Origin of the sequence: Streptomyces sp. NPDC057963, assembly GCF_042887155.1 — a bacterium.
Taxonomy (GTDB): Bacteria; Actinomycetota; Actinomycetes; order Streptomycetales; family Streptomycetaceae; genus Streptomyces.
This window is the reverse complement of record NZ_JBHVPX010000043.1, coordinates 1-23945: the sequence shown is the minus strand read 5'-3', so window position 1 is coordinate 23945 and position 23945 is coordinate 1. Positions and strand designations below refer to the sequence as shown.

The 23945-nt window shown below is 69.9% G+C and carries 28 protein-coding genes and 3 pseudogenes; 15 read left to right on the top strand and 16 right to left on the bottom strand.

Annotated features, from left to right (window positions below):
* The first annotated feature begins 12 nt into the window (after positions 1-12).
* Positions 13-648: a class II aldolase/adducin family protein gene (locus ACFVT1_RS39560; RefSeq protein ID WP_389805262.1), complete on the top strand. Its 636-nt coding sequence runs from the start codon at positions 13-15 to the stop codon at positions 646-648.
* A 75-nt stretch (positions 649-723) separates the two neighbouring features.
* Here the strand turns inward: ACFVT1_RS39560 and ACFVT1_RS39555 are convergent, their stop codons facing one another.
* Positions 724-1731, bottom strand: coding sequence for an NAD(P)-dependent oxidoreductase (locus ACFVT1_RS39555; protein ID WP_389805260.1), 1008 nt, complete (start codon positions 1729-1731; stop codon positions 724-726).
* On the bottom strand, positions 1728-3353 hold the full coding sequence (locus ACFVT1_RS39550; RefSeq protein ID WP_389805258.1) for an FGGY family carbohydrate kinase: 1626 nt from the start codon (positions 3351-3353) through the stop codon (positions 1728-1730). The genes ACFVT1_RS39555 and ACFVT1_RS39550 overlap by 4 nt, the downstream gene beginning before the upstream one ends.
* A gap of 226 nt (positions 3354-3579) precedes the next feature.
* On the opposite strand from ACFVT1_RS39550, the pseudogene ACFVT1_RS39545 reads away from it, so the two are divergent.
* Positions 3580-3738 (top strand): annotated as a pseudogene (locus tag ACFVT1_RS39545) (IS6 family transposase); the annotation flags it as partial.
* On the opposite strand, the gene ACFVT1_RS39540 reads toward ACFVT1_RS39545, so the two are convergent.
* Both ACFVT1_RS39540 and ACFVT1_RS39535 read right to left on the bottom strand, forming a co-directional pair.
* Positions 3704-4540, bottom strand: coding sequence for a hypothetical protein (locus ACFVT1_RS39540; protein WP_389805255.1), 837 nt, complete (start codon positions 4538-4540; stop codon positions 3704-3706). The pseudogene ACFVT1_RS39545 and the gene ACFVT1_RS39540 sit on opposite strands and share 35 nt — an antisense overlap.
* Positions 4541-4679: 139 nt before the next feature.
* Positions 4680-5549 carry an aspartyl/asparaginyl beta-hydroxylase domain-containing protein gene (locus ACFVT1_RS39535; protein ID WP_389805253.1) on the bottom strand — a complete coding sequence of 290 codons (870 nt, stop codon included), beginning with the start codon at positions 5547-5549 and terminating at the stop codon, positions 4680-4682.
* A gap of 203 nt (positions 5550-5752) precedes the next feature.
* On the opposite strand from ACFVT1_RS39535, the gene ACFVT1_RS39530 reads away from it, so the two are divergent.
* Complete coding sequence (locus ACFVT1_RS39530; protein WP_389805251.1) at positions 5753-5914, top strand: hypothetical protein; 162 nt, start codon at positions 5753-5755, stop codon at positions 5912-5914.
* A gap of 5 nt (positions 5915-5919) precedes the next feature.
* Positions 5920-6411: a hypothetical protein gene (locus ACFVT1_RS39525; RefSeq protein WP_389805248.1), complete on the top strand. Its 492-nt coding sequence runs from the start codon at positions 5920-5922 to the stop codon at positions 6409-6411.
* Between the two features lie 20 nt (positions 6412-6431).
* Here ACFVT1_RS39525 and ACFVT1_RS39520 read toward each other — a convergent pair whose 3' ends face one another.
* The 4 genes from ACFVT1_RS39520 to ACFVT1_RS39505 form a co-directional block, all read right to left on the bottom strand.
* Positions 6432-6950 carry a GNAT family N-acetyltransferase gene (locus tag ACFVT1_RS39520; RefSeq protein WP_389805291.1) on the bottom strand — a complete coding sequence of 173 codons (519 nt, stop codon included), beginning with the start codon at positions 6948-6950 and terminating at the stop codon, positions 6432-6434.
* Entirely contained in the window at positions 6904-8130 is a 1227-nt protein-coding gene (locus ACFVT1_RS39515; protein ID WP_389805287.1) for a PP2C family protein-serine/threonine phosphatase, read from the bottom strand. The genes ACFVT1_RS39520 and ACFVT1_RS39515 overlap by 47 nt, the downstream gene beginning before the upstream one ends.
* A gap of 554 nt (positions 8131-8684) precedes the next feature.
* Entirely contained in the window at positions 8685-9074 is a 390-nt protein-coding gene (locus ACFVT1_RS39510) for a DUF6415 family natural product biosynthesis protein (protein WP_389805246.1), read from the bottom strand.
* Complete coding sequence (locus ACFVT1_RS39505) at positions 9071-9274, bottom strand: hypothetical protein (RefSeq protein WP_389805243.1); 204 nt, start codon at positions 9272-9274, stop codon at positions 9071-9073. Before ACFVT1_RS39505 ends, ACFVT1_RS39510 begins: the two co-directional genes overlap by 4 nt.
* Before the next feature lie 165 nt (positions 9275-9439).
* Here ACFVT1_RS39505 and ACFVT1_RS39500 point away from each other — a divergent pair, with 165 nt between their 5' ends.
* The 3 genes from ACFVT1_RS39500 (at position 9440) to ACFVT1_RS39490 (ending at position 11607) form a co-directional block, all read left to right on the top strand.
* Positions 9440-10714 carry an XRE family transcriptional regulator gene (locus ACFVT1_RS39500; RefSeq protein ID WP_389805240.1) on the top strand — a complete coding sequence of 425 codons (1275 nt, stop codon included), beginning with the start codon at positions 9440-9442 and terminating at the stop codon, positions 10712-10714.
* Positions 10711-11232 carry a GNAT family N-acetyltransferase gene (locus ACFVT1_RS39495; protein ID WP_389805237.1) on the top strand — a complete coding sequence of 174 codons (522 nt, stop codon included), beginning with the start codon at positions 10711-10713 and terminating at the stop codon, positions 11230-11232. Before ACFVT1_RS39500 ends, ACFVT1_RS39495 begins: the two co-directional genes overlap by 4 nt.
* Before the next feature lie 87 nt (positions 11233-11319).
* Positions 11320-11607 (top strand): hypothetical protein, encoded by a 288-nt coding sequence (locus ACFVT1_RS39490; protein WP_389805234.1) that lies wholly within the window; start codon positions 11320-11322, stop codon positions 11605-11607.
* Here the strand turns inward: ACFVT1_RS39490 and ACFVT1_RS39485 are convergent.
* Both ACFVT1_RS39485 and ACFVT1_RS39480 read right to left on the bottom strand, forming a co-directional pair.
* Positions 11580-11702, bottom strand: coding sequence for a hypothetical protein (locus tag ACFVT1_RS39485; RefSeq protein ID WP_389805231.1), 123 nt, complete (start codon positions 11700-11702; stop codon positions 11580-11582). The genes ACFVT1_RS39490 and ACFVT1_RS39485 overlap by 28 nt on opposite strands.
* Positions 11699-12397, bottom strand: a complete 699-nt coding sequence (locus tag ACFVT1_RS39480) for a hypothetical protein (RefSeq protein ID WP_389805294.1) — start codon at positions 12395-12397, stop codon at positions 11699-11701. Before ACFVT1_RS39480 ends, ACFVT1_RS39485 begins: the two co-directional genes overlap by 4 nt.
* Between ACFVT1_RS39480 and ACFVT1_RS39475 the strand changes: the two are divergent.
* Together ACFVT1_RS39475 and ACFVT1_RS39470 are read left to right on the top strand one after the other, a co-directional pair.
* Positions 12287-12973: pseudogene (locus ACFVT1_RS39475) on the top strand (D-alanyl-D-alanine carboxypeptidase family protein); the annotation flags it as partial. The gene ACFVT1_RS39480 and the pseudogene ACFVT1_RS39475 sit on opposite strands and share 111 nt — an antisense overlap.
* Before the next feature lie 3 nt (positions 12974-12976).
* Entirely contained in the window at positions 12977-14071 is a 1095-nt protein-coding gene (locus tag ACFVT1_RS39470) for an endonuclease/exonuclease/phosphatase family protein (RefSeq protein WP_389805285.1), read from the top strand.
* A gap of 278 nt (positions 14072-14349) precedes the next feature.
* Here ACFVT1_RS39470 and ACFVT1_RS39465 read toward each other — a convergent pair.
* Positions 14350-15162, bottom strand: a pseudogene (locus tag ACFVT1_RS39465) (ATP-binding protein); the annotation flags it as partial.
* A gap of 286 nt (positions 15163-15448) precedes the next feature.
* Between ACFVT1_RS39465 and ACFVT1_RS39460 the strand changes: the two are divergent.
* The 5 genes from ACFVT1_RS39460 (at position 15449) to ACFVT1_RS39440 (ending at position 18867) form a co-directional block, all read left to right on the top strand.
* A complete protein-coding gene (locus ACFVT1_RS39460) occupies positions 15449-15919 on the top strand; it encodes a GNAT family N-acetyltransferase (RefSeq protein ID WP_389805228.1) in 471 nt (156 codons plus the stop codon).
* 215 nt (positions 15920-16134) lie between these two features.
* Entirely contained in the window at positions 16135-16632 is a 498-nt protein-coding gene (locus tag ACFVT1_RS39455; RefSeq protein WP_389805226.1) for a VOC family protein, read from the top strand.
* 57 nt (positions 16633-16689) lie between these two features.
* Complete coding sequence (locus tag ACFVT1_RS39450) at positions 16690-17142, top strand: hypothetical protein (protein WP_389805224.1); 453 nt, start codon at positions 16690-16692, stop codon at positions 17140-17142.
* 121 nt (positions 17143-17263) lie between these two features.
* On the top strand, positions 17264-17407 hold the full coding sequence (locus ACFVT1_RS39445; RefSeq protein ID WP_385551506.1) for a hypothetical protein: 144 nt from the start codon (positions 17264-17266) through the stop codon (positions 17405-17407).
* Between the two features lie 290 nt (positions 17408-17697).
* Positions 17698-18867, top strand: a complete 1170-nt coding sequence (locus ACFVT1_RS39440; protein WP_389805221.1) for a transposase — start codon at positions 17698-17700, stop codon at positions 18865-18867.
* 235 nt (positions 18868-19102) lie between these two features.
* Here ACFVT1_RS39440 and ACFVT1_RS39435 read toward each other — a convergent pair whose 3' ends face one another.
* From ACFVT1_RS39435 to ACFVT1_RS39425, 3 genes are all read right to left on the bottom strand, one after another.
* Positions 19103-19969, bottom strand: coding sequence for a GyrI-like domain-containing protein (locus ACFVT1_RS39435; protein ID WP_389805218.1), 867 nt, complete (start codon positions 19967-19969; stop codon positions 19103-19105).
* 59 nt (positions 19970-20028) lie between these two features.
* Entirely contained in the window at positions 20029-20841 is an 813-nt protein-coding gene (locus ACFVT1_RS39430; protein WP_389805216.1) for a phytanoyl-CoA dioxygenase family protein, read from the bottom strand.
* Positions 20842-21075: 234 nt separating this feature from the next.
* Positions 21076-21735: a recombinase family protein gene (locus ACFVT1_RS39425; protein WP_389805214.1), complete on the bottom strand. Its 660-nt coding sequence runs from the start codon at positions 21733-21735 to the stop codon at positions 21076-21078.
* Between the two features lie 260 nt (positions 21736-21995).
* On the opposite strand from ACFVT1_RS39425, the gene ACFVT1_RS39420 reads away from it, so the two are divergent.
* Entirely contained in the window at positions 21996-22550 is a 555-nt protein-coding gene (locus tag ACFVT1_RS39420; protein WP_389805212.1) for a hypothetical protein, read from the top strand.
* A 281-nt stretch (positions 22551-22831) separates the two neighbouring features.
* Here ACFVT1_RS39420 and ACFVT1_RS39415 read toward each other — a convergent pair whose 3' ends face one another.
* Both ACFVT1_RS39415 and ACFVT1_RS39410 read right to left on the bottom strand, forming a co-directional pair.
* A complete protein-coding gene (locus ACFVT1_RS39415) occupies positions 22832-23395 on the bottom strand; it encodes a YdeI family protein (protein ID WP_389805210.1) in 564 nt (187 codons plus the stop codon).
* A gap of 149 nt (positions 23396-23544) precedes the next feature.
* Positions 23545-23709, bottom strand: a complete 165-nt coding sequence (locus tag ACFVT1_RS39410) for a hypothetical protein (protein WP_389805207.1) — start codon at positions 23707-23709, stop codon at positions 23545-23547.
* Positions 23710-23945 lie beyond the last annotated feature (236 nt).

Below are 23945 nucleotides of genomic sequence, written 5' to 3'. Positions count from 1 at the left end.
AAAGGACACGATGTGAAGCCCGTACAAACGCGCGAGGAGCTGTGTGAGCAACTGGCCGAGGTGGGCCGGCTCGCCGTGGAGCGCGGACTGGTGCTCGCCAGCGGCGGGAATCTGTCGGCGCGGCTGCCCGGCTCCGACGAGTACGTGGTCACCGGCGCGGGGACCTGGCTGGACCGTCTGGAGGTCGCGGACTTCACCGTGATGAACCTCGCCGGGGAGCGGACCGGGGGCGCGGAGCGGCCGTCCAGCGAGTGGAAGCTGCACCAGCGGGCGTACCAGGTGCGGCCGGATGTGAACTGCGTGGTCCATCTGCACCCGCAGCACGCGGTGCTGCTCGACGCCATCGGCGAGCCGATACGGCTGATCTCCCTCGACCACGCCTACTACGTCCGCTCCATCGGCACGGTGCCGTACCACCCCAACGGGTCGGACGAACTCGCCGACGCCTCGGCCGAGCAGGCGCTGACGCACGACTGCGTCGTCCTGTCCCACCACGGCAGTTCCTCGCTGGGCGCGGATGTGGGCATGGCATTCCGTCGCGCGATGAACCTGGAGGAGGCCGCCGTGGCGACCTATCGCGCGCTGACGCTGGGCAACGCGACCGCCGCTTTCCCGTCCTCGGCCCTGGCCACGCTGCACCACGCGTGACCTCTCCTTCATCCCTCCGCACAGACTGTGGGCGGGCCCCATTGGGGCCCGCCCACAGTCTGTGCGGAGGGATGTTCAGGAGGCCAGTTCCCTCGCGTTGGCCACCGCGGCGGGCTCCGCGCCCGTCGCCCAGGCCCGCAGCGCCTCTTCGGCGATGCGGGAGTGCTCGATGACCACATCGTCGGACGCGCCGCCGATATGCGGGGTGAGGGTGACGTTGTCGAGCCGGAACAGCTCGTGGTCGGCGGGCGGCGGCTCGGCCCAGAAGACGTCGAGGCCCGCCCCGGCGATCCGCTTCTCACGCAGGGCCGACAGCAGCGCCGTCTCGTCCACGACGGCGGCCCGCCCCGCGTTGACGACATAGGCGTCGGGACGCATCAGGGCGATCTCGGGCGCCCCGATCAGCCCCACCGTCGCGTCGTTGAGGGGCACATGAACGGTGATGACGTCGGCGCGGCGCATGAGTTCGTCCAGGGCGACGATCTCGGCGTCGACGCCCAGCGCGCCCGGCTCCAGATAGGGGTCGTAGACCAGGACGTCCATGCCGAACGCCAGCGCCCGGCGCAGCACCCGGCGGCCGATCGCGCCACCGCCGACGATGCCCAGGGTCCGGCCGCCCAGACCGATCCCGCGGAACCGGGCGTACGGCTCGAAGACGTCGTCCGCCGTCCAGTTGCCCGCGCGCGTCCACCGCTCGGCGGCGCTGGTGTGACGGACGGTGGAGAGGATCAGGGTGAAGGCCAGATCGGCGGTGATCTCCGCGTTGCGCGCCGGAGTGGTGGCCACCGGTATGCCCCGGCGGGTGCAGGCGGCGAGATCGACGTTGACCGGGCTGGCCCGGCAGGTGACCACGAACTTCAGCGCCGGAGCGGCGTCCAGGGCCGCCTGGTCGACCCGGTCGACCTCGCAGACCACCGCGTCGGCCGCCGCGAGCCAGTCGGCGAGCCGGGGCCGGGCAAGGGAGTCGCCCGCCATGGACGGCTCCACGGTCTCGATATCGAAGAGATCTGCCAGCCGCGCGGCGGCGGCGGGATCGAACGGCGCGGTGATGAGCAGCCGCGGTCGCGGCGACGCACTGGTCACAGGGTTTCCCATCCATCGGCGTCGTACGCCGACTCAGCCTTGTCAGAGGTGTCAGTGAGGTCAGAGAGGTCAGAGGTGCTGGAGGTGTTTGTGGCAGGGGAGACGGACGGCGGGGCCTCGGCCTCGGTGCGCAGTTCCCGCAGCGCGGGCCAGACGGGTCGCAGCGCGTCCCGGGCGGCGGCGAACACCCGCGCCTGCCGGTCGTACGGTTCCCGCAGGGCGGGGTCGGGGCGGAAGGCGTCCGTGGGGCGGGCCAGCGCCGTGAGCGCTGCGTCGAGGTCCTCGGCCACCCCGCCGGTCACCATGGCGAGGGCAGCCACGCCCCGGGCTCCCAGCTCGGGCGCAGTGGAGCGCACCACGGGCTCGCCGGTGACATCGGCGAGCACCTGACAGAGCAGATCCGAGGAGGCCGAGCCGCCCGCGATCCGCAGCACCCGCCCGGGAACGGGCGCGCCGAGGCACTCGCGCAGGGTGAGGGCGATGCCCTCATAGACGGCCCGCAGCAATTGCCCAGCCGTGGTGCTGACGCTCATCCCCACCCAAGACGCGGAGGCCACGCTGTCGATGAAGGGGGCACGTTCCCCGCTGGGCGAGCCGTAGGGGAGATAGACGACACCGCCCGCGCCGGGGCCCGCGGTGCGCGCGAGCTGCTCCACCTCGGGCCAGTCGCTGTCGTCCAGCCCGGTTACCCGGCGCACCCAGTCGAGGTTGGGCGCGCCCGTCATGGGGGCGAGGCAGGCGAGGGCCTGTCCGTCCAGGCCAGTCGCCAGGGTGATCTGGCCCTGGGCGCGGCGATCCCGGCTGTCGCGGTGCACGGTGGCGGTGAACGCGGTGGTGCCCACGATGAGGTAGGCGTCGCCCGGCCGGACCGCCCCGAGGCCGACCCCGCCTGCGGCGGCGTCGACCAGGCCGGCGGAGACCGGGACGCCGACCGGCAGACCGGTGGCAGCGGCGGCCTCGGCGGTGATGCGGCCCGCCGGGGACGCGGGAGGCAGCACCGGGGCGAGCAGCCGGCGGAAGCGCTGGTGCCCCAGCCCTTCGATCAGGGCGTCGGAGTACTTCCCGGCGGCCACGTCGAGATAGGTGCGGGATGCCTCGGAGGCGTCGGTGGCGACCTCGCCCGTGAGCCGGAAGCGGATCCAGTCCTTGCAGTTGAGGTGGTGGGCGGCCTGTGCGAGCCGCTCGGGGTAGTCCGCCTCCAGCTGTTCCAGGAGCACCGGCAGCGCTCCGGGAAACAGGGACGAGCCGGTGACATCGTGGACCAGCCTGCCCCGGCCGTCGGCCTCCCAGCGCGCGCCCCGGTCGGCGGCGGTGCCGTCCATCCAAATCCGCGCGGGGCCGCAGGGGTGGCCGTCGGCGTCCACGAGCCACGCGCCGTCGCCCTGTCCGGTGACCCCGACGGCGGCGATCTCGACGCTGTCGCCCGCCTGCCGGACCGCCGAGCGGACGGTGTCGCGGACGGCGGACCACACCTCGTCCATATCCTGTTCGACTCGGTCGCCGTGGTGTGTCACCCCCAGCGGCGCGCGCGCCCAGCCGAGTTGCCCGCCGTCCCGCGCAAGGATGACGGCCTTGACCGCGGTGGTGCCCGCGTCGATACCGACCACTGCCTGCCGAGCCACTGATGAACCTCCCGCAACCGCATTTATGAACATTGGTTCATCGAACGATCTAAAGTGCAGCAAATTTAGGCGGGCGGACTGCCGCAGTCAACCGCCCCCGCCCCGGCAGACCCAGCCGGCCCCTTCGGCAGGTCCGGGCGGCGGCGCCCAGGCCCGGGCATGCCGAAGGACCCCGCCCCGGGGGCGAGGTCCTCGCGTGCGGCTCAGTTCAAGGGGCAGGGCGCTCGGGGCCCAGCAGTTCCTGGCCGCGTTCAGCGGCATCTCACCCCACTTCCGACCACGCCGCCACCTGATGACCGCCGCCCACTACCGCACCGAGATGACCACCCGCTTCGCCATCTGGGACCAGGTCACCGGCGCGACCGCCCTGCCTGCCGCCGCCTGAGCACCGAGCCGGAACCCGACCCCACCACACCCGACACACCGTCAGGGTCCGGGTGGTGTACGGCATGCGGAGCGATCCGCTGCGCGAGGCGCACGATGCGCTCCAGCGCCTCATCCGCCTGCGCCACGTTGGGCGCCGGCGGGCTGGTCAGTGCCTCCGTCAGTTCCGCCAGGCACTCCCGGCCGGTGGCGGTGCGTCCCACTTCGTCGGGGAGGTGGTACCAGCCGTGATGGCGGGAGTGCGGCACCAGCGCGGTGCGGATCACGTCCCGGCAGGTGGCGTTCAGGTCGTGCAGGAGGCCGTAGGCGATGTACTGCTGGCCCCTCGCCAGGCGCTTGCGGAGCATCGCGTGCAGCACCATCGCCTGAACCAGCAGATGGCCGCAGTCCGTCGGCGCTTGTGCCGCGCGAGCCAGTTCCTGCGCCGTCCGCGCCTGGGTGTCCGCGTCGGCCGTGTCTTCGGAGCCGGGGCCCTGCCACAGCAGCCGGGGGCCGATCCTGCGGCGCAGCGCCCCGACCGCGCTGGCCGGACACAGGTACAGATCGAGCTGTAGCAGGTGGCCGTCGTGCGGCAGCAGGTAGACGAACCCGGCGCCGCCCAGGTTGCCGACGATGGTGTCGCGCCAGCCGGGCAGCAGGGTGCCGAAGGTGGTGGACATCAGCGCGTCCAGGCAGCCCATGAGGGCGGGCAGCGTCTCGTCGCGGACGGCGACGACCAGGTCGACGTCGGAGTGCCGGTCTGCGGTGCCGGAGGCAAGCGACCCGCGAACCAGGAGGTGCGTGACGGCGGTGGTGGCCGACAAGGCGTGGACAAGGTCGCCCAGGACGGCGAGCTGTACCGGCCGGTGGGCCTGCGCCAGCTCTTCCAGGGGGGCAGCTCGGTGGGCGGAAGTACCGGGGTGGGCATGCGGTGTCCTCTCGGGTGAAGGGATCGGGGCGGGTTCAGGGACGGACGAGCAGGTACGCCTTTGCCGCCCGCCACCGGTTCGCATCGGGGTGCGCGCGGCGGCCGGCGTGGAGTCCGGCGATCAGGTCGTACGCGCCGCCCTCGGGCAGGGCGTAGGTGTAGAAGGCGCGCAGCAGGGTCTGTTCGGCCGCGTCGGGGAAGCCGAGATCCACGAGCTGTCCGGCACGGGCCAGCAGCCCGGCCCGGTCTGCCGCCGTCATCTGAGGCAGGTCGGCCGCGTCTGTGTCGTGCAGGTGCGGACGGGCGGCCAGGGCCTGGTAGGCGTCGTCCGCGTAGACATCGGCGATCAGGTGGAGCCGGTCGGGGCCCGTGGTGTTGCACACCCCGTGGGCGCGGGAGGGCGTCAGTCGCCACAGGGATCCGGCCGCCAGGTGGACCCGGGCCCCGGCGGTGATCAGGACGGCGGAGGGGTTGGTGACGAGCGGGATGTGCAGGCGGTGGCGGCCCCTCTCGCGCAGCTCGGCGTAGTCGCGGTGTTCCCAGAGGTAGGAGTGCGGCTCCAGGCGGGCGAGGCGTACGTACATGAAGTCGAGCCCCAGCAAGTCGAGGAACCGTGCGGTGGCCGGCATCTCCTCCAGCAGGGAGGTGGGCCGGGGACGGCCGTCGCCGATCACAACGTCGTGCGGGTCACCGGAGTGGTTCAGCAGCGACGTGGTCCACCAGCCGCCGGACTGGTAGTCGCCGTACGCGACGACACCGCGCGTGGGCGCCCCCAGCGCCTCCGCCCGCATCTGCTCGACAGCGGACTCCTCCAGGTCGGCCAGCCGGGCGACCTGGTCGAGCACCTCCGCCCGCCCGGGGCCAGCCTGCTCCGGCGTGGCGGCTGCGGGGAGTGTGGTCACCATCGGGTCCTCCTGACACATCGTGGGACGCGGCCCTGGCGGGCAGCTGTGCAAGAACACCGCAGGCGCGAACTGCCCGACAGAGAGCAGGCGTTGCCGCCCGTTGCGGGTCGTTGCCGCCCGTTGCCGTTCACCGCCGGTGGCCTTCCCCCGCCCGCCGGGAGCCGGAAGACTGGTGGTGCCCGCGCCCGCGAAAGGGGTGGTCCGTGACCATTGACGCAGCCGAACGCCACCCGCTGGCTTACCTGCTGGCCGTACGTGGAACGAAGGCGAAGGCGTACCTGCTCCGTGTTGCCGACCAGCACCAGCGCATGGGTATGGGCAGATGGCGTACCGCCAGGCACCGAGGACCGGCTCAGCCCGCCTGACGTCCATGCTCCACACCCGCGCCTGCCGGGCCCACGCGCACGCCGGCGACACCCGGGCCGCCGACCGGTCCGCCAACGCCGCCCTGGACGCCTACGAGAACGCCGGTCCCATCGAGGACGACCTCCCTTGCGTCTACTGGTACAACCTCGGCGAGACCCACCAGCTCCTCGGCAGCTCCGCCCTCAATCTCGGCAACCCCAAACGGGCCCTCGCCCACTTCCTGGAAGCCTCCGACGCCCACACCAGCCAGGAGGCGTACCAGGCGGCTGCTTTCCCCCGCGGCCACTCCATCTACCTGGCCCGGCTCGCCGAAGCCCACCTCAGCCTGGGCGACGTCGACGCCGCCGTGGCCACCGCGCACGACGCCGTCGACCGGATGGGAGGCGTCACCTCCGCATGCGGCACCCACACACTCGAGGACCTCCGCAAGAAACTCGTACGCCGCCGCGGAATCCCCGTCGTCACCGACTTCCTGGACTACACCGGCACCGGGTGAGCGCCCAGGACCACCGCCGGTCAGTTCGGCAGGGCTACGGGGCCGGTTGTGCGGCCACTTGTTGGCGGCGCCGACAACGCGTACACCGGGTACGGCACGGCGGTTCCGTCCTCGGTGTGCCGGTCGGATGTGTCGGCGCGGGTGAACCCGGCCTTGGTCAGGACGCGACCGGAGGCCGGGTTGTCGGGGTGGTGCATGGCCTCCAGCCGGTTCAACCCGGCGGAGGTGAAGGCAAGGACGACGACCTGTTGGGCGGCATGGGTGGTGTAGCCGTTGCCCCAGGTGTCCTCGCGGAGGATGTAGCTGATGGTGCCCATGGAGGGGGATCGTCGCCGCAGGGCGATCAGGCCGATCAGCTCTTCCTTGTTGAGGATGCCCCGACTCCACTGACCAGGCGGCCTCCCGGCGGATAGCCTGCGCGGCGATCCGCCGGGAGGCCGCGGCGAAGAACCGGCGACGACCTGACAGTGAGCGCCGTGGCGGCCGCCTCCGTCACAGGCGAAGGACGACCAGGGCGGTGTCGTCGGAGCCGCCGGCAGGTGGGGTCAGGTCGGCCAGGAGTATGTCGGCGAGCGTGTCGGGGTCGGTGGCCTGGTGGCGGGCGAGAGAGGCGGCAAGCCTGGTCAGGCCGACATCGATGTCCTCATGGCGGCGTTCGATCAGCCCGTCGGTATACAGCACAAGGGTGGCCCCCTCGGTGAACACGGCCTCGGCCTGGGGGCGGCGGGGGCTGTGTTCGGGGCGGGCGCCGAGCGGGGGGTCGGTGGCCTGGTCGAGGAAGTCCACGGTGCCGTCGGGGTACAGCAGGGCCGGTGGAGGATGGCCGGCGTTGCTGTAGGCGATGGTGCGGTTGGTGCCGTCGACGACGCACAGAACCGCGGTGGCCGACTCCGCGCCGTCGACCGATCGGGCGTACAGACCGAGAGTGTCCAGGGCCTGGGCCGGGCCGTCGGTGACAAGGGAAGCCGCGGTGAGAGCGCTGCGCAGCTGGCCCATGACGCCGGCGGCGGCCAGCCCCTGGCCGACGACGTCGCCGACGGCCACCGCGATACGGCCGTCAGGGAGCTCGACGAGTTCGTACCAGTCCCCGCACACGTTCAGCACCCCGGCCGCGGGGCGGTAGCGCACCGCTGCGCGGTGATGCCTCAAAGGCACAGGGGCGGGCAGCATCGCCTCCTGCAGGCTCAGGGCGACCTCGCGTTCGCGGGCGTGCGCCTCACGCAGCCGCTCGTTGACCTCCTGCAGCTCCCGGGCCCGGGTGTACAGCTCGGCTTCCAGCACTGTCGCCCGGTCTTTGCCACCTCGGCTACGGATGAGCTCGGTGATGTCCTCCTCCCGGTGCAGCAGCAGCGCCACCCGCCCGTCCGGGCCGAAGACGGGGACGTTGACCGGACTCCAATACCGCTCCTCCCACACCCCGGGCCGGTCCGGGTACTCCACGTCATAGCGGTGAAGCGTCATGGCATCGCGCTGCCCGGTGGCAGCCACCCACCGCAGCGATGCCTGCAGCTTGCGCATGCCGGTCACCGCGGGGTCCTTGGGGTCGTCGGGAAAGGCGTCAGACAGGTAGCGGCCCACCACCTGGTCACGGGTACGCCCCATGCCGCTCAGGAACGCCTCATTGACGTCGACGTACACCAGGTCTGCGGTGAACAGGGCCACTGCGCTCGGCAGCGCCTGGAAGACAGCCTCGTAGTCGATCCCATGTGTGTTCACGATGCCACCTGTCAGCGACGCTGTGTCGATCAGTGCCCTGTCACGATATGTACCAGCGTGGCTCCAGAGAGGGCGGCACACCTGTGTCGCAGAAATCTACGACCCGTCCGGACACGGACCAGCCGACCTCGCCAAACCCCTCCGTTTGAATTCTGAGCTGGGCAAACACCGAAACACCACGGGTCGCCATGTCATGAACAACTCAGAAACAGGCATTTTGACGGGAGGCCACGCGACGCCCCATTCGGCGAGCTGAGCGCGCGTCCACGCGCCCTGGCTGTGCGAGCGGCTTCGATCTCTTCAGGTGACGGCAGCCGCCCTCGGGCTGGAATGGGCTGCATGACGCAACCGCCGGGAAGGACGAGCAGGAGCAGCGAGCCGTACGACGCGGACGCGTACGGGGAAGAGCTGGCCCGCATCAGTCGGCACCAGCGTGAGGCCACGGGTGTCCGGAGGGCGCCCCGAAGAGGTTGTTCGCTCTGCCACCGCGCGGTTCGGAAGGCCGTCGGGGTCTTGGAGTGGCCACGGCCCGCCATTGGTTAACGTGCGCTGCCATGTCAGGGGTGGGCAGCGGGAAGGGGCTCTGTGAGGCGGTCCGGCCGGGTGTAGAGGGCCCGTACGAGGCGGGCGCGGTTCTGGACGCACTGGGCGGTGCCTTTGAGTGGTGCGGTCAGGCGTCGGTCGGCTTCGCGGAGGACGACTTCGGCGAGGGCACCGCAGCCGTCGTTCTTGGGCAGTGCGGCTGCGTGGCGCCGGACGTCGGAGGCGACTGCGCGGGCGTGTCCGGTGAGCTGGAGGGCGATTTGCTCGTAGTCGCGGGGTTCGAGGCTCGGGTTGGTCCATGCGAGGACGGCGGTGACGAGCGCTTCGTGCGGGGCGCGGTCCAGGGGGAGTTCGGCCTCGATCAGGCCGTGGGGGTCGTGGAGCACGACGTGCGTGTCGCTCATCGTGCGCCCGCCGCGTCGTCGTCCTGGTCGTAATCACCGGTGCCGGCGTCCGGGGCCTGGACGGCGGGAAAGCGGGCGTAGCCGCGGTCGAGCGGGAGGTGTGTGTCGAGGGTGCCGGTCGGGTCGTAGACAGTGCGGAGGCGCTGCTCCGTGTCTCGTGTTTCGGTGAGGAGAAGCTGGGTGCGGTGGGTGTCGGGCACGGGTCTGTCTCCCCCAAGGGCGGGCTGTCGGCGTCTTGCTTCCATCCAACCGCGCGGGCCGGGGTGGGGTGCATAGCGAAGTCGCGGATTCTGCCCACCGCTCCCCTAGCGACTTGACTGTCCGTTGACTCTCGGCGGGGCGGGACTGGGCTCTACCGTGAGGGGATGGCACGTGCACGGAACGAGGCGTTCGTCGCCTGGATGGAGCGCGAGGGGTGGTCGGCGCCGGCGCTCGCGAAGGAGTTGGACGCCGTCGTACGGCGGCTGACGCGGAGGACCGGGCCGGGGCGGGGGCTGTCGGAGATCACGGTGCACAAGTGGCGTTCCGGTGCGACGTCCTGGCCTCAGGAGAAGTACCGGATCGCGCTGGAGCAGGTCAGCGGACTGATGGTGGCGGCTTTAGGGTTCGCTCCGCCCGACCGTCGCAAGAAGCCCGCGCCCGTGGAGGATCCCGTGCACCGCCGTTCCTTCCTCGCGCCGGCGACCGGCTCGGCGGGCGCCGCGGTTCTCGGCCCGTCGGCGGCAGGGGCCGGCAGCGGTGACGTGCTGCGGCTGCGGCAGCAGCTCGACACTCTCATGGTGCTGGACGACTCCCGGGGCGGCCACGACACCCTGGAGCGGGCCGCGCTCGTCGGCGCGAGGGAAGCCGTTGCTCTCCAGGAGAAGCCGGCCACCCAGCGCACCCGGCAGCGGCTTTTCTCCCTCGCGGCCGACTACACCGCGACCGCGGCCTGGTCGTGCGTGGACGCCCGCGAGAGCGCCCGCGCCCAGCCTCTGCACGAGCGGGCCCTGCATCTGGCCGGGCTGGCGCAGGATCCGGTCGCGACGATGCGCGTGTGGAACTCGGTGGCGATCCTGGCCCACCAGCGCGGCGCTCACGCCGAGGCCCTCGCGGCCGGCCAGGCCGCCCGGGCCACGGCCGTCGCCCACCGCGACCCGCTGTTCGCCAGCCTCGCGCACGCGCGGATCGCCATCGCCCACGCCCACCTCGGCGACCACCGGCCCGCCCTGCGCTCCCTCGAACACGCCGAGAAGGCGCTCGCCAAGGCCGCCCCGGCCCGCCTGCGGCCAAGCTGGATCGCGTTCTACGGCCGGGCCGAGCTCCACGCCGTCACCTCGATCGTCCACGACCGCCTCGGCAACTCCCCCGCCGCCGAGGCCGCCTCCCACCACGCGCTCACGGCCCTGCCCGATGTGTTCGCCCGCAACAGGGCGTTCGCCACCGCCCGGCTCGCGCTCGCCCAGCTCCACCAGGGCGACCTCGACCAGGCAGCCGCCACCACCGCTGGCATCTTCCCGCTCCTGGGCGGCGCCGCCCTGCCCGGACGGCTGCGGACCCTGCTCGGCGACTTCTACCGCGACCTGATCACCACAGCCCCGGACGCACCTGTCACCCGGGAGTGGAGCAACCGCTACCGCACCGACTGGAGCCGCACATGACCGCCATCAGCCGCTACGGCCACACGGATCTGCCCGCGATCCGGCAGATACTCCTCGACGTCCACGCCGACGCCTACGCCACCGAGATGGACGATCCCTTCCACCAGACGGAGAAGTTTGTCTGGTTCGTCGACCACTGGGGCGCCAGGCCCTCCTTCGACTGCGTCATCGCCTTCGACGCCGGCCAGCCTGCGGGCTTCGCTTACGGCGCCACCGCCGCCCTCGGCCGCGAAACCTGGCGCGGACACCTCTCCCCCACCCCCACCTCGAACGACACGTTCGCCCTGTCCGAGCTGATGGTCCGCCCGAAGTGGCGTGGCACCGGCCTCGCCCAGCAACTCCACGACACCCTCCTCGCCCCCCGGCCCGAGCAGCTGACTACCCTCCTCGTCGACACCACACACCCCCGCGTCCAGGCCCTCTACGAAACGTGGGGCTACCGCAAGATCGGCGAACGCCAGCCCTTCCCCGACTCCCCGCTCTACGCCGTCATGCTCCGCGGCCTTCCCAGCGCGTAGGCCGAGTACGCGTCGACGGCCGGGGACGTCTTCGGGTCGCCTTCCTGGCGGACCTTGTCCCAGTGGCGGGCCAGCTGCCGCAGGGGTGTGGCCGGCGCCCTCGAACACCACCGTAAGGCCCGTCAGATCACCGGTCTCGCCGTGCTGGTCGACGTGGTCGATACGGCGCTTCAGTTCGGCCCGGAGGCCGACCAGGGCGTCGTGGATGTCGGCGATGTCGCGGCGGTACGTGACCGTCGGCAGGGTGCGCGCCCACCGCTGGGAGATTCGCTTGGTGTCGAGGACCAGGGCGCTGCCCGCCGGTGGTGGCCTTTCACGAGCGAGGAGCTGCGGTTTCCCGTGATTGATCAGACGACGCAGGCGAGCGGCACGTAGCCCTTGACACCTCGGTAGGTGATGTAGGACCACCGGTTGTCGTCCTTCCAGCCGCAGAGCGAGTAGGCGGCGGCCAGTTTCACGCCGCACGTCACGTACCTCGCCTTCGCACCCTTGGGTAGCAGGCCGAGGCCGTGGAATTCACCGTGGGCGACTTGCGGATCTTGACGTTCTCGTGGGCCTTGGCCGGGTCGATGACGCACCCGGCAGCCGCCTGCATGGCTGTGAGGCTGTCTGCCGCCCCGGCGGCCGAGGCGGTGCCGCCGCCCACAAGGATCAGGCCCGCCGCAGCGGTGCCTGCGATCACGGGCGCCAGCTCCTTTGTCTTCAGCAACAGTTCCCCAATTTCCGGTCCTGGACATTGATCATTTCGACCCATGCAGTCCGACGGCGGGGATGACCAGGCGTCACGGGGCGAGGCCTTCCGGCCCCAGCGGTGGGCGGACGTGATGCGCGGCCGCGGCCTTCTTGTACATGGGATGAAGTCGCCGAGCAGGCTCGCGGTCTTCCCCAGCCGTTCTTGCACCTCGCGCAGCCGCTTCACCTCTGCAGTGCCGATCTCGTCCTCGCTGGCCACCGACAGCAATTCCGCGATGAGCCCGGCGGTCTGCACGGCCGGGAGCACGACGCGGGCACGGTGCGCGGCGGGTCGTCCCGCCGTGCGTCTGCGGACAGGACGGTGAGCGTGTCCTCCAGGCCGGGCGGCCATCGCAAACAGCACGGCCACCGCCGCGTCGCGCTGCCTGGGCAGCAAGGGCGGCCAGGGGCAGGTACCGATCGCGAGCGTCACGAAGGTGATACCGCCTACGTGATCCTCAAGGACCACCCACTCAAGGAGAAGCAGGACGGACCGCAGGTCACGGCGGATGCCACCGCCGCACAGGAGTCCGGTTCGCTCAGCGAGTCCACCACTCCGCTCCGCGAAGGCCAGCGTCTTACCCAGCGCCAGCTCCTGGAACTGCTCCTGCTCCAGTCCGGCAACAACGTCGCCCGGATGCTGGCTCGTTGGGACGCGGGAAGCCAGGAGGCTTTCGTCGCGAAGATGAACCGCACCGCCGCGGATCTCGGCATGACCCGTACGGCCTACACCGGGGCCAGCGGTTTCGAGGCCACCACCAAGAGCACTGCAGATGACCAGCTCAAGCTCGCCCGCCAGGCCATGCAGGAGCCGGTCCTGCGCGCGGTGGTTGCCATGCGCAGCACAACCACCCTCGGCGTGCCCGGCACCGTCACAAACACCAACCGACTGTTGGAGAAGCCTGCAGTGATCGGCCTCAAGACCGGATCGAGCACTCCGGCCGGCGGCAACCTCATGTGGGCCGCCGAGGTGAAGACGGCGACGAAGCAGTACCTCGTGCTCGGTGTGGTAATGGGCCAGCGCGCCAACACCACGCCCACGGAAGGCCCCATAGCCGCCCTGAGCAAGAGTGCTGATCGACGCCGTGCAGAACGGCCGTCCCACCGCCCTTGGCACCAGCGAAGGGGCGGCGGCACGACCTCGGTGCTGGAGAGGAACCGGACCGAGGCCGGGCGCCGGAGCGGTAAAGGCCCCTGGCAGCGCGGGCGGCGGATCGCCGTGCCCGCCGTACTGTCCGCGGCCGTCATGCCAGGGCACGCCTGGGTGCCGAACGGATTGGGCAACTTCGGAAGCCTGCTGGGGACCTTCCTGCCCTGGCTCGGGGTGAGCGCGCCCATACTGCTGGTCCTGGCCGTGCTACGGCGGTCCGCGACCGCCACCGTCGCCGTACTGCTTTCGGCCGTCATCTGGTGCTCGCTGTTCGGCGCCACCCTCGCGGACAAGCGCTCCGGTGGCGGCAATCTGACCGTGGTCAGCCATAACGTCCACAACCAGAACCCCGACCCGGGCGGCACCGCCCGCAGCCTCGCCGCCTCGGGCGCCGACCTGGTCTCCCTGGAGGAACTGACGTCGCACACGGCACCGGTGTACGAGCGTGCGCTGGCCAGCGCCTACCCGTACCACGCGGTGCGGGAATCGGCCGGACTATGGAGCAAGTACCCGCTGCACAACGTGTCCCCGGTCGCGATCATGCCGTGGACCCGTGCGCTGCGCGCCACCGTCGACACCCCGAAGGGACCACTCGCCGTGTGCACCGCCCACCTTGCGTCGGTACGAGTGCACCTGACCACGGGCTTCGGCACGGACCGGCGCAACGAAGCGGCCACGAAGCTCGCCGACGCCGTACGGGCCGAGTCGCTGCCCCGGGTCGTGATGGTGGGTGACTTCAACGGCACGACCGACGACACGGCGCTGCGCCCGCTGACCGCACAGCTGCAATCGGCTCAGGAAGCGGCGGGCGACGGTTTCGGGTTCAGCTGGCCCGCTGCGTTCCCGGTGGCGCGGATCGACCAGATCCTCGTCAAGGGCTTCACCCCGGTCTCGGCCCGAACGCTGCCGCGCACCGGAAGCGACCACCTGCCCGTAGCAGCCGCCTTGCGCCTGTGACGGCGGTGTGATTTTCATCGATCACTGGCGTGGTTACTCGGTGGCATCTGGCGAACGGCGGGGGCAGTGGCCGATGCAGCATGCGAGCTGGCCGACACGGTGACGCCGGGGACCTGGAGCACGGGCGCGGTCGAGGACGCCGCCTACGCCATCGACACACTCGCCGAGGCCCTCGCCGCGAACCTGACGACAGTGCCAGACGGACCCCCTCTCGCCAGGGCGGATGAGGTTTCGGCAGTCGCGGTGCCAGGGACGTCTGTCCAAAGCCGTCGGACGTGTCAGTCGGCAGGCGGGAGGCGGAGCGTGGCGACGGCCCCGCCGTCGGGCGCCTTGGCGAAGGACAGCGACGCCCCGATGAGCCGGGCCTGGCCGAGCGCGATGGTCAGTCCGAGGCCGTGGCCCCGGCCGCGTTCGGACGCGCCGGTGCGGAACCGTTGGGGTCCGTCGGCGAGCAGCTGGCGGGGGAAGCCCGGGCCGTGGTCCCGTACGGTAACGCAGGTCCCCGCCACGTCGACCTCGACGGGTGCGCGACCGTGCCGGTGGGCGTTGACGACCAGGTTGGTGACGATCCTGTCGAGCCGACGCGGGTCGGTCTGGGTGGTCAGGGCGCCGGACGTGGTGAGCCGTGTCTGCAGCCCGGTGCGCCGTACGGATTCCGTCACCAGCTCGCCGAGCGGTACCGGCTGGGTGTCCGCCTGTTCGGCGCCCGCGTCGAGCCGGGAGATCTCCAGCAGGTTCTCCACCAGGGTCCGCAGCACCCCCACCCGGTCCCTGACCAGATCCGTGGCCTCCCCCTCGGGGAGCAGCCCGCTGGCGGTGACCAGACCCATCAGCGGGGTGCGCAGTTCGTGGGCGACGTCGGCGGTGAAGTGCTGCTCGGCCAGGAGCCGCCCGAGCAGGCTGTCGGCCATCGAATCGACGGTGGCGGAGATCTCGGCGATCTCGTCGCTGCCGCAGCTGGCCCCGGTCCTGGCGGCCAGGTCACCGGCCGTGATCCGGCGTGCGGTCCGTGCCACCCGCCGAAGCCTGCGGTTGGGCAGTTCTGCGGCGAGCGCCAACAGCGGTATGACGATGGCCAGCGCGAGCAGGGTCTTCGCGTATGCGCAGGCATGTGCAGCGCTGAGCGGCCCTAGGACGGGGCCTGTGGACTATTCGTGGACAGGATCTTGGAGCGTCTGCCCAGGTCAAAGCAGCTGCCTCGGACGTGGGCACAGCCCGGCGTGCCAGTCCCGCTCCAGATCCGCTGCGTCGAATACGCTGCGAAGACGTCCAACCTGACGTCCTTGATATTGCGTACACACAACGGACTGCCGCGCGGCGGCGGCTCTTCACGTCGGCCCGGATGGCGCAGCTGCCGAATACAGGAAGGAGTGTGGCATGCGGTCCCCAGGCGTGCAGCTTCGGGAGATCACCGACGACAACCGGGATGCCGTTCGTGCCCTCCGCGTCCGACGTGACCAGAAGCAGTTCGTCGCCTCCGTGTCCAAGTCGCTCAAGGAGGCGACAAAGAAACCAGAGGCCAACCCCTGGTACCGCGCCCTGTACCGCGACGACGAGCCAGTCGGCTTCGTGATGCTGTCGTGGAAACCGTCGGCTGGTCCTTACAAAGGGCGGCACTTCATCTGGCGCCTTCTCGTCGACAAGCGGTACCAGGGGCGAGGGATCGGCCGAGAGGCGCTCACGCAGATCACCGCCCTGGTTCGCGCGGACGGCGCCACCGAGCTGCTGACCAGCTACGAGCCCGGCGACGGCGAACCGTGGCCCTTCTATCAGAAGTTCGGGTTCGAGCCCACCGGGGAGATCGACGACGGCGAGACCGTTCTGCGGCTCACCTTTCCCACGCGGTGAGCTCATACGGAAAGCGCTCACCCCTAGGCGATCAAGTCCTATGTCTGGCTGGCACGTCTGGCGAGATCCTGTTTGTGAGCGGTGCACTCGTCGCGGCGACTCTGGTGGTGACGGCCGTCGTCATCCATCGAGCGCCTTCTAGGACAGGAATTGGCCTAGAGCGGAACTAGCGTCATCGCCAACGTCGAGGCACTCGCACTCCAGGAGGCAGTCAGATGTCCGTCAAGCCGGTTCCCCAGGGCTACAACACCGTGACGCCGTGGATCATCTCTCGCGACACAGTGCAGCTCATCGACTTCATGAAGAGGGCGTTCGAAGCGGAGGAGCTCGCATGCCTGGCCGGCAAGGACGGAAGCATCGAACATGCAGAGGTGCGGATCGGTGACTCGGTGGTGATGATGTTCGACGCGCGGCCGGAGTGGCCACCGACCCCCGGTTTCCTCCGCCTCTACGTCGAGAACGCTGACGCCGTGCACCGGCAGGCTGTCGCGGCCGGCGGCACCTCGGTCACCGAGGTCACCCACCTGTTCTTCGGCGACCGGGTCGGGCGGGTGCGTGACCCGCTGAGCAACCTGTACTGGATCCAGACTCGCGTGGAGGACCTGAGCCCGCAGGAGATGGAACGTCGCCTCGGCGACCCGGAGTTCACCAAAGCGATGGAGTACGTCCAAAGCGCCGACTTCTTCCCAGGCCGGGCCTCTGACCTCGGCTGAGCAGCCATCGCGCTGCCTGCAGTCCCGGGGTGAAAAGAGGGTGTCCAAGATCGTTGTGTGACGAACAACCTGGACACCCTGCTGACCGCGCTGTACGTGAAGATCGACGACGAACTGGAGACAGACCGATGGACGGGCAGGCCACCGCAGTTGACCGATGCGGAGCTGGTCACGCTCGCGGTCGCGCAGGCGCTGCTGGGCTTCGGTTCCGAGACGCGCTGGCCGCGGTACGCGAACGTGCACCTGGCGTCGATGTTTCCGATCACTGAAGACATCGGACTTGATCGTCTCAGCGCCTCGACACGACCGGCCAGCTCCATGCCCGGCCCAACGACCGATCCCGGTACGCGTACCGGGATCGGACACCAGCTGATCCCCGCGACCGCGCTTCCGTCGCCCTGGTCCGGCCCAGGGGCGACGTCTCACAAGTCGACCAGCCGCCCTCAAGTGCGTGCTGGACCGATGTCACCTGGAACTTATCCGAGTCCTGGCAGCACATCAGGTCACTGACCGTGTCGACCAGTTGGCGCCGAAAGGGCCCCTTCGATCCGTCGAAGGGTAATAGCCCAGTGACGGTTGGTCATGAAAGGATCAGTACGGGTCGACACCGTGTCGACCGGGAGGAGGAAACATGGCCGAGGACAACGAAGTGACGACGTCCGCCAAGGACAAGACTCCGTCCGGCAAGTACGCAGGCACTGAAATCAAGATCGACGGCGAGGAGCACCTCATCATTCGGGAGGATGAGGTCCCGGTAGCCACCGACACCGAGTGATACGCCCACGCTTCGGTGCGGGCTGATCTTCGCCCGTGCTGGAACGGAGTGCTGTCAACGGAGTGCTGTCCAGCTATGAGAAGGGCCCCGCCGGTCACTACCGGAAGGGCCCTTTTTTGCCGCGTTTCCGCAGGCCGTAGGCTCGCCCTCCACCGTCGCCGGACCAGATGAACTGAGACAACACATTGCATCCCAGCTTCCGGGACCACATCACTTGAGATTTTCGGTACCTCGGCGGCTCAATCGATCTGGTCGCCGCAGGTCAAATCCCTACCCGCAGACCAGGCCATTTGAGACAGGACACGGGCGCGGGCGAGGAACGCGGCGAGGTCACCGGTAAGCACGGTGAATCGGAGGCTGTACTGCGCCGGGTGCGGCACCTGTTCGTCAACCGCACCAACCTGCGCGCCGCGTTGGTGCGCATGGTCAACGCCACCTTCGCGGCCCGTGATGCGGCCTGGTGGGGCGAGGAGACCGCGTGCGCCTCCGACTCCAAGAAGTTCGGCTCCTGGTCGTCCAACTTCATGACCGAGTGGCACCAACGCTACCGCGGCCCCGGCGTCATGATCTATTGGCATGTCGAGAAGAAGTCGCTGTGCGTCTACAGCCAGCTCAAGAACTGCTCCGCGTCCGAGGTCGCGGCGATGATCGAGGGCGTGCTGCGGCACTGCACCGACGTGGAGATCGACCGGCGGTACACCGACACGCACGGCGCGTCCATCGTCGGGTTCGCCCACATGCTCGGCTTCAACCTGCTGCCCCGGCTGAAGAACGTCGGCTCCGCGCGGCTGTACCGGCCGGCGACCGGGGAGGACGCGAAGTGGCCGCACCTGGCGCCGGTGCTCTCCAGCAAGACGATCAACTGGGAGCTGATCCGCCAGCAGTACGACCAGATCGTCAAGTACACCACCGCGCTCCGCCTCGGGACGGCGGAGGCCGAGCAGGTCCTGCGCCGTTTCACCCGCGGCGGCCCCAAGCACCCCACCTACCAGGCCATTGAGGAACTCGGGCGGGCTGTGCAGACGGCGTTCATCTGTGACTACCTCGCCGACGCTGACCTTCGCCGGGAGATAAACCACGGCTTGCAGGTGGTGGAGAACTGGAACTCCGCCAACCACGACCTGTTCTACGGCAAGGACGGCGACCTGACCGGCTCCGACAAGGAGAGCCAGGAAGTGTCCATGCTCGCGCTGCACCTCCTCCAGTCGGCATTGGTACATGTCAACACGCTTCTGCTCCAGGACATCCTGTCCGAGGAGAAGTGGCAGAAGCGACTTACGGACGCGGACCGGCGGGCGCTGTCCCCGCTGTTCTGGACCCATGTGAACCCGTACGGCAGGTTCGAGCTGGACATGGCCTCGCACCTCGACATCACGCTGCCCACCGTGCCCGGCCCCCGCGCCGCGCCGGATGCCCAAGCCGGTGCCGGAGAACCGGCACCGGACCGTACGGATACGTGACCTATCGGGTCAGGCGCAGGTTCCAGCCGCTGGCGCCGTGGTCGTCGTCGTAGCAGACCAGGGCCGGGGCGTAGGTCTTGGGGACTTGCCGCTTTGTTCACGGCCTTGGGGACCGACTGAGAACATCCGGTCGTACGGCCGTGAAACCAAAGGTGCGGTGCAGGGTCCGCTCCAGCTTCCAAGGCCATGATCGTTCTCATCGATACTGGCTGCTCGGTTGGTCCCGAACCCCAGTTCAGCCGTGCTCAGGCTCCACCGGGAGCCACAGTTCGGCGTCGGCCTCGGTCTTCTCCGGCGACAGGCGGGTGCGCAGGATCTCAGGTCCGGTGCGGGTGCGATACGGGTTCGACGGGAACCACTCGGTGAACACGTCCCGCCACAGCTCCTGGATGGCCTGCGGTGCCGGCCCGGAGGTGGTGAAGACCGCCCAGGTGCCGGCCGGGACGGCCAACGTGGTCGTGCCCTCCGGCGCGGCCTGGGAGGTGATGACGCCGTGGTGGTAGTCGAGTTCAGTGCCCTCGGCGCGGCTGGGGTCCATGCCGTCGCAGACCGCGACGATGCCGTGCGGCTCCTGGTCCGACAGCTTCTCCAGGCGCTCCAGGGTCCCCGGGTCGATCCCACGGACAAAGTCCATGATCGCCTGGTTCGGCCCGGCATGCACCAGCGGTACCCGGGTCTTGAGCCCGACTACGGTGAAGTCCGCCTTGTCCACGACGCGGTATCGCATACTGCTGCTCCCCTCAACGGTGAGGCGGAAGGCCATCCGGGACTGGGAGGTGAGCGCTGCGCCGGTACGCCGGGCCTCGCCCGGTCCGATGCCGTGCATGGCACGGAACGCCCGCGCGAACGCCTCGCCGGAGCCGTAGCCATAGCGCACCGCGATCTCCAGCAGCGTCTCACGTCCCGCGAGCACCTCGGCGCCCGCGAGGGTGAGCCGGCGGCGCCGGACGTACTCCGACAGCGGCATGGCCGCGAGCGCGGAGAACATCCGGCGCAGGTGGTACTCAGAGGTGGCCGCGATGCGTGCCAACTCCTCCACGTCGACGGCCTGGTCGAGATGGCACTCGATGTGCTCCATGGCCTGGTTCAGCCGCTCCAGCATGCCCGGCCTCCTCTCTCTTCCCTCACGGCCACCTTGCCAGCGATGGCCGTGAGGCACGTCTATCGGGCGCTGCGGTCGGTGCCGCCCCCGTCCGGACCGGGGGTGTCCTGTCCCAGGCCCCAGCGGATCGCGATCTCCACGGGTGAGTACGCGCCGTCGGCCCGCTCCAGTTCGTACGGCGCGGCCGGCATCAGCGGCGGCTGGGCCATGAAGCGAGGCCGCACCCCATGGTGCGGTTGCGCCGCGTGCACCAGGAACGGATGGCACAGGAAGACGTCGCCCGGGGACCCGGTGGCAAGGGCGAGTGGCCGGTGGTCGGACGCCGCCACCAGATCGGGGGCGAGGGTCAGCCCGCTCGCCCCGTCCTCCCCGTACTTCTCCAGCACCTTCGGCACGTCGAGGTGTGAGCCGACCCGGATCCGTGCCGGGGCGTCCTCCTCACCGACCTCGCTGAACAGGAACAGCATCAGCAGCGCCCGGCCCCGGGAGCGCAAATTGGTGGAGTACCAGCTCTCGCCCTCCGGCAGATAGCTCCCCTCGATGTGCCAGCCCGCATCGTCCGGCTCCTCCCCGTGCGGGAAGCGCAGCGGGAACGTGCCCAGCGAGTAGCGCGGCTCCCAGCGTCCCGCGCCGACGAGCAGGTCGTACGCGCGATGCAGCGACGGGGAGTTGGGTGCGGCGGCGAACGGCCCCTGCGCCATGCCGCCCACCCAGTGCACGGGCTGCGTCCACGTCGACGGGTCGTCCGGGCCGCAGCCCGTCTCTCGCCACAGCAGCCGCGCGCAGTCCGCGGCCACGCGCGGCGCGACAGCGCCCTCCAACTTCACGAAGCCGTCGCGGAGGAAACGGGATACCAAGGTCGTGTCATCCATGCCCCCATCGTGCGGCGACACCGGCCCGATCACCCGACATTCTCCGCACCGCCTTTGTCGGGTGATCACCGGAGCGCGGTCAGGCGGCGCACCGCCTAGCCGACCGTGACCAATCTCAGCGGTACTTCCTGTACCGCAACTACACACCCGCTCTTCCTCGTACCGAACGGGCCCGGCAAGCCGGGCGCGACGCCGAGGTGGGCCGCGCCGCCCTGGCCCGATGGAAGGCGGGGATCACTTGCTGCCCTCCAGCTGGCGCGGGACCCGGGAGGTCCGCAACTCCTTGAGGTCCGGGATGTGGTTGTAGAGCGTGCCGACCGAGACGCCGAGGATCTTGGCGATGGTGGTGACGCTGTTCTCGGGGTTGGGCAGCATGTCCCGGGCCGCCCGGATGAGGTCGTCGTTGACGACCGACGGCCGCCCGCCGACCTTGCCCCGGGCGCGGGCGGCGGCCAGGCCCTCGTGGGTGCCGGCCACGATGAGTTCGCGGATGAACTCGGCCAGCGCCGCGAAGACGTGGAAGATCAGGCGCCCGCCCGGGGTCGTGGTGTCGAGCGCCTCATGGAGGGACTGAAAGCCGATCCCGCGCTCGCGGAGTTCGGCGACCATGTTGACGAGGTCCTGGAGCGAGCGGCCGTACCGGTCGAGGCTGGGCACCACGAGGGTGTCGCCGGGGTCGAGGAAGGCGTGGCACGCCTTCAGCTCCGGGCGCAGGTCGTCCTTGCCCGACTTCTTGTCGGCGAAGATCTTGCGGCAGCCTGAAGCGGTGAGGGCGTCGATCTGGCGGTCGAGCTTCTGCCCGCCGGTCGACACCCGGGCGTACCCGATCCGGATGTCGGTGAGGACCGCGGGTGAGGCGACGAGGAGTTCGGACGGCTCCAGGGGCGCGTTCATGCCCGCAATCCTCTCAGAAAACGGTGTCCGGAGGTTCTTGAGGAGCCCATGTTTCTGAAGGAGTTTTTGAAGGCCCCCGAGGTGTTTTTGATCTTGAGCGGCCGATCTTCAGGAAACGATGGTTTTTTGAGGGTGTCCGAACCGTCCCCCAACCTTTGATTCCCGTCGACCTATGAAAGGGTCTGTACTTTGTGTGGGTGCCCTGTAATAGTTCAGTTGTGTCAGAGCATAGGGCGGTCAAGGAAGTTGGAGGGGTAACCATGGCGATCCGGATCCGGCTCGGCGACTACGAGCGGGTGACCAACGACGCGCTCGGCCGCAGCGCGATCGGCTACTTCCCCCGCATGACCGAGGCCGAGGCCATGGAGGCCGGCCGCGGCGTCTGGCTCCTCAACTCGAAGGTCATCAGCCGCGAGCGGTTCGTACTCATCACCGATCGCGGCCAGGACCTCGTCCGCGCCGTCGCCGAGATCACCGGCATCACCGAGCACGACACCGACCGCGGCCGCAAGAAAGCCCTGGAGGCCGACCTCCTCGGCCCCGGGCACCCGATATACGACGCGTACATCAACCAGCCCGACCCGCTCGACAACGCCTCCCGCAACAGCATCGCCTACGGCGACCTCCCCGAAGAAGGCCCCTTCCGCACCCACGACTGCGCATGCGGCTGCGGCGAGACCACCACCCACGACTTCGTCCCCGGCCACGAACTCCGCGCGATCCAGGCCCGCGTCCGCGAACACTTCGGCGGCTCCGCACTCGCCTTCATCACCTGGCTCGACACTGAACTCCCGCCCGTCAAACAGGCCGCGTGACTTGAGCGCTCCGCCCAACACGACTGAGGGCCCGGGAACATCCCGGGCCCTCAGTCGTAACTCTCAGCTACATGTCGTCTGGTGTCAGCTTCGGGAGGACAGGGCCGTCAAGGCCGCGACGGGCGGTGCAGGCTGTGGTGGCGGCTGGCGTCTCGTGGGCGGCGGTGTCGATCGCCGGCCGTGGGCTTGGGCACCGAAAGGGCAAGCCCGACGGGTTCCTGGAGCGGCAGGTCCCGCGCTGGACGGCTACGCGATCGCGCTCGGCCTGTTCCAGCGGGCCCTCAGGTTCCCGGCCGCCGGAACGGCTTGAGCCGCACCCCCTCCAGGCTGTCGAAGATCAGCTGGTCCAACCGCCGCTCCCGAGTCTCGTCCCGCTTGGCACTGATCACATGGTGGATGGCCGACTTGCGGTAGGACGGCGCCTGCCCGCTGAACCACTCCCACGCCCGCGGCTCGGCTTGGAAACGAGCCAGCTGCGCCGCCTCGAACTCCCAGACCGGCTTCTCCTCGCGGTCCCGGTCACGGGCTTCGAACACCGCGATGCCGGCCGGCCGCATGAGCCCCTGGGCAGTCAGCTCCTCGATCTTGCGGAGGTTGACCAGGCTCCAGTTGCTGCGCGGCCTGCGCGGGGTGAACCGGATCGTCCAGGAGAAGTCGTCGATCGGGCTCTGCCGGCCGTCGATCCAGCCGTAGCACAGGGCCTGGTCGACCGCCTCCGACCAGCTCAGCGTGGGCTTGCCCGTTCCCTTCTTCCACATGCCCACCCGGCATTCGGAGGCAGTCGCGTGGTGCTCCTCCAGCCAGTCCCGGAACTCCTCAGGACTTGAGAAGAAGATTGGCTCCATGCACGGTGCTCCCGTCGGTCGTCTCGTCGGTTCCATTGAACCTGTCGGGTACGACAATCCGAGAGTCTCACCGCGCCGCCCGGGATCTGCCCCGGGGTGTCATCACCCTGACGGCAGGCAACCACAGAGCCGAACGAGCCAGACGCCGTTCACGGCAGCTCCGCCGGGACCGCGTCGTCGAAGGCCGGCTGCTGCGGCAGGAACCGGCTCGACTTCTCCGCGATCTGACCGGCGAAGTATTCGGCCGCGTCCGGGCGCATCCGTGCGAGCGCGACCAGCGCCGTAATCGCCGTGTCGGCCACCTCGGCCTGCACGTCCCGAACACCTACGACGGCCTGGAGCTCAACGTGCCGGCGCAGGGCAGGGGTGACCGCGCTCTTCCACTGCGTCCATGCATCTGCGTCGAACTGGAATCCCGGAGTCGAAGCGGGCGCGACCGCCTCGCCCTCGTCCTTACGAGCTGGTGCGTGATTGCATTGGAGGCGTGAGGGCCTGAGCTGGGGGTTTGTGTCAGCCGGTGGTGTTGCGGTCGGAGACGAGGCCAGCGATG

What these genes read in the sequence shown, in the direction of transcription:
- ACFVT1_RS39535 (WP_389805253.1), bottom strand. Translation starts at nt 5,549, where the DNA reads ATGGTGACCACACTCCCCGCAGCCGCCACGCCGGAGCAGGCTGGCCCC.
- ACFVT1_RS39525 (WP_389805248.1), top strand. Translation starts at nt 5,920, where the DNA reads ATGCTCCACACCCGCGCCTGCCGGGCCCACGCGCACGCCGGCGACACC.
- ACFVT1_RS39510 (WP_389805246.1), bottom strand. Translation starts at nt 9,074, where the DNA reads ATGAGCGACACGCACGTCGTGCTCCACGACCCCCACGGCCTGATCGAG.
- ACFVT1_RS39500 (WP_389805240.1), top strand. Translation starts at nt 9,440, where the DNA reads ATGGCACGTGCACGGAACGAGGCGTTCGTCGCCTGGATGGAGCGCGAG.
- ACFVT1_RS39495 (WP_389805237.1), top strand. Translation starts at nt 10,711, where the DNA reads ATGACCGCCATCAGCCGCTACGGCCACACGGATCTGCCCGCGATCCGG.
- ACFVT1_RS39470 (WP_389805285.1), top strand. Translation starts at nt 12,977, where the DNA reads ATGGGCCAGCGCGCCAACACCACGCCCACGGAAGGCCCCATAGCCGCC.
- ACFVT1_RS39460 (WP_389805228.1), top strand. Translation starts at nt 15,449, where the DNA reads ATGCGGTCCCCAGGCGTGCAGCTTCGGGAGATCACCGACGACAACCGG.
- ACFVT1_RS39455 (WP_389805226.1), top strand. Translation starts at nt 16,135, where the DNA reads ATGTCCGTCAAGCCGGTTCCCCAGGGCTACAACACCGTGACGCCGTGG.
- ACFVT1_RS39445 (WP_385551506.1), top strand. Translation starts at nt 17,264, where the DNA reads ATGGCCGAGGACAACGAAGTGACGACGTCCGCCAAGGACAAGACTCCG.
- ACFVT1_RS39435 (WP_389805218.1), bottom strand. Translation starts at nt 19,969, where the DNA reads ATGCTGGAGCGGCTGAACCAGGCCATGGAGCACATCGAGTGCCATCTC.
- ACFVT1_RS39430 (WP_389805216.1), bottom strand. Translation starts at nt 20,841, where the DNA reads ATGGATGACACGACCTTGGTATCCCGTTTCCTCCGCGACGGCTTCGTG.
- ACFVT1_RS39425 (WP_389805214.1), bottom strand. Translation starts at nt 21,735, where the DNA reads ATGAACGCGCCCCTGGAGCCGTCCGAACTCCTCGTCGCCTCACCCGCG.
- ACFVT1_RS39420 (WP_389805212.1), top strand. Translation starts at nt 21,996, where the DNA reads ATGGCGATCCGGATCCGGCTCGGCGACTACGAGCGGGTGACCAACGAC.
- ACFVT1_RS39415 (WP_389805210.1), bottom strand. Translation starts at nt 23,395, where the DNA reads ATGGAGCCAATCTTCTTCTCAAGTCCTGAGGAGTTCCGGGACTGGCTG.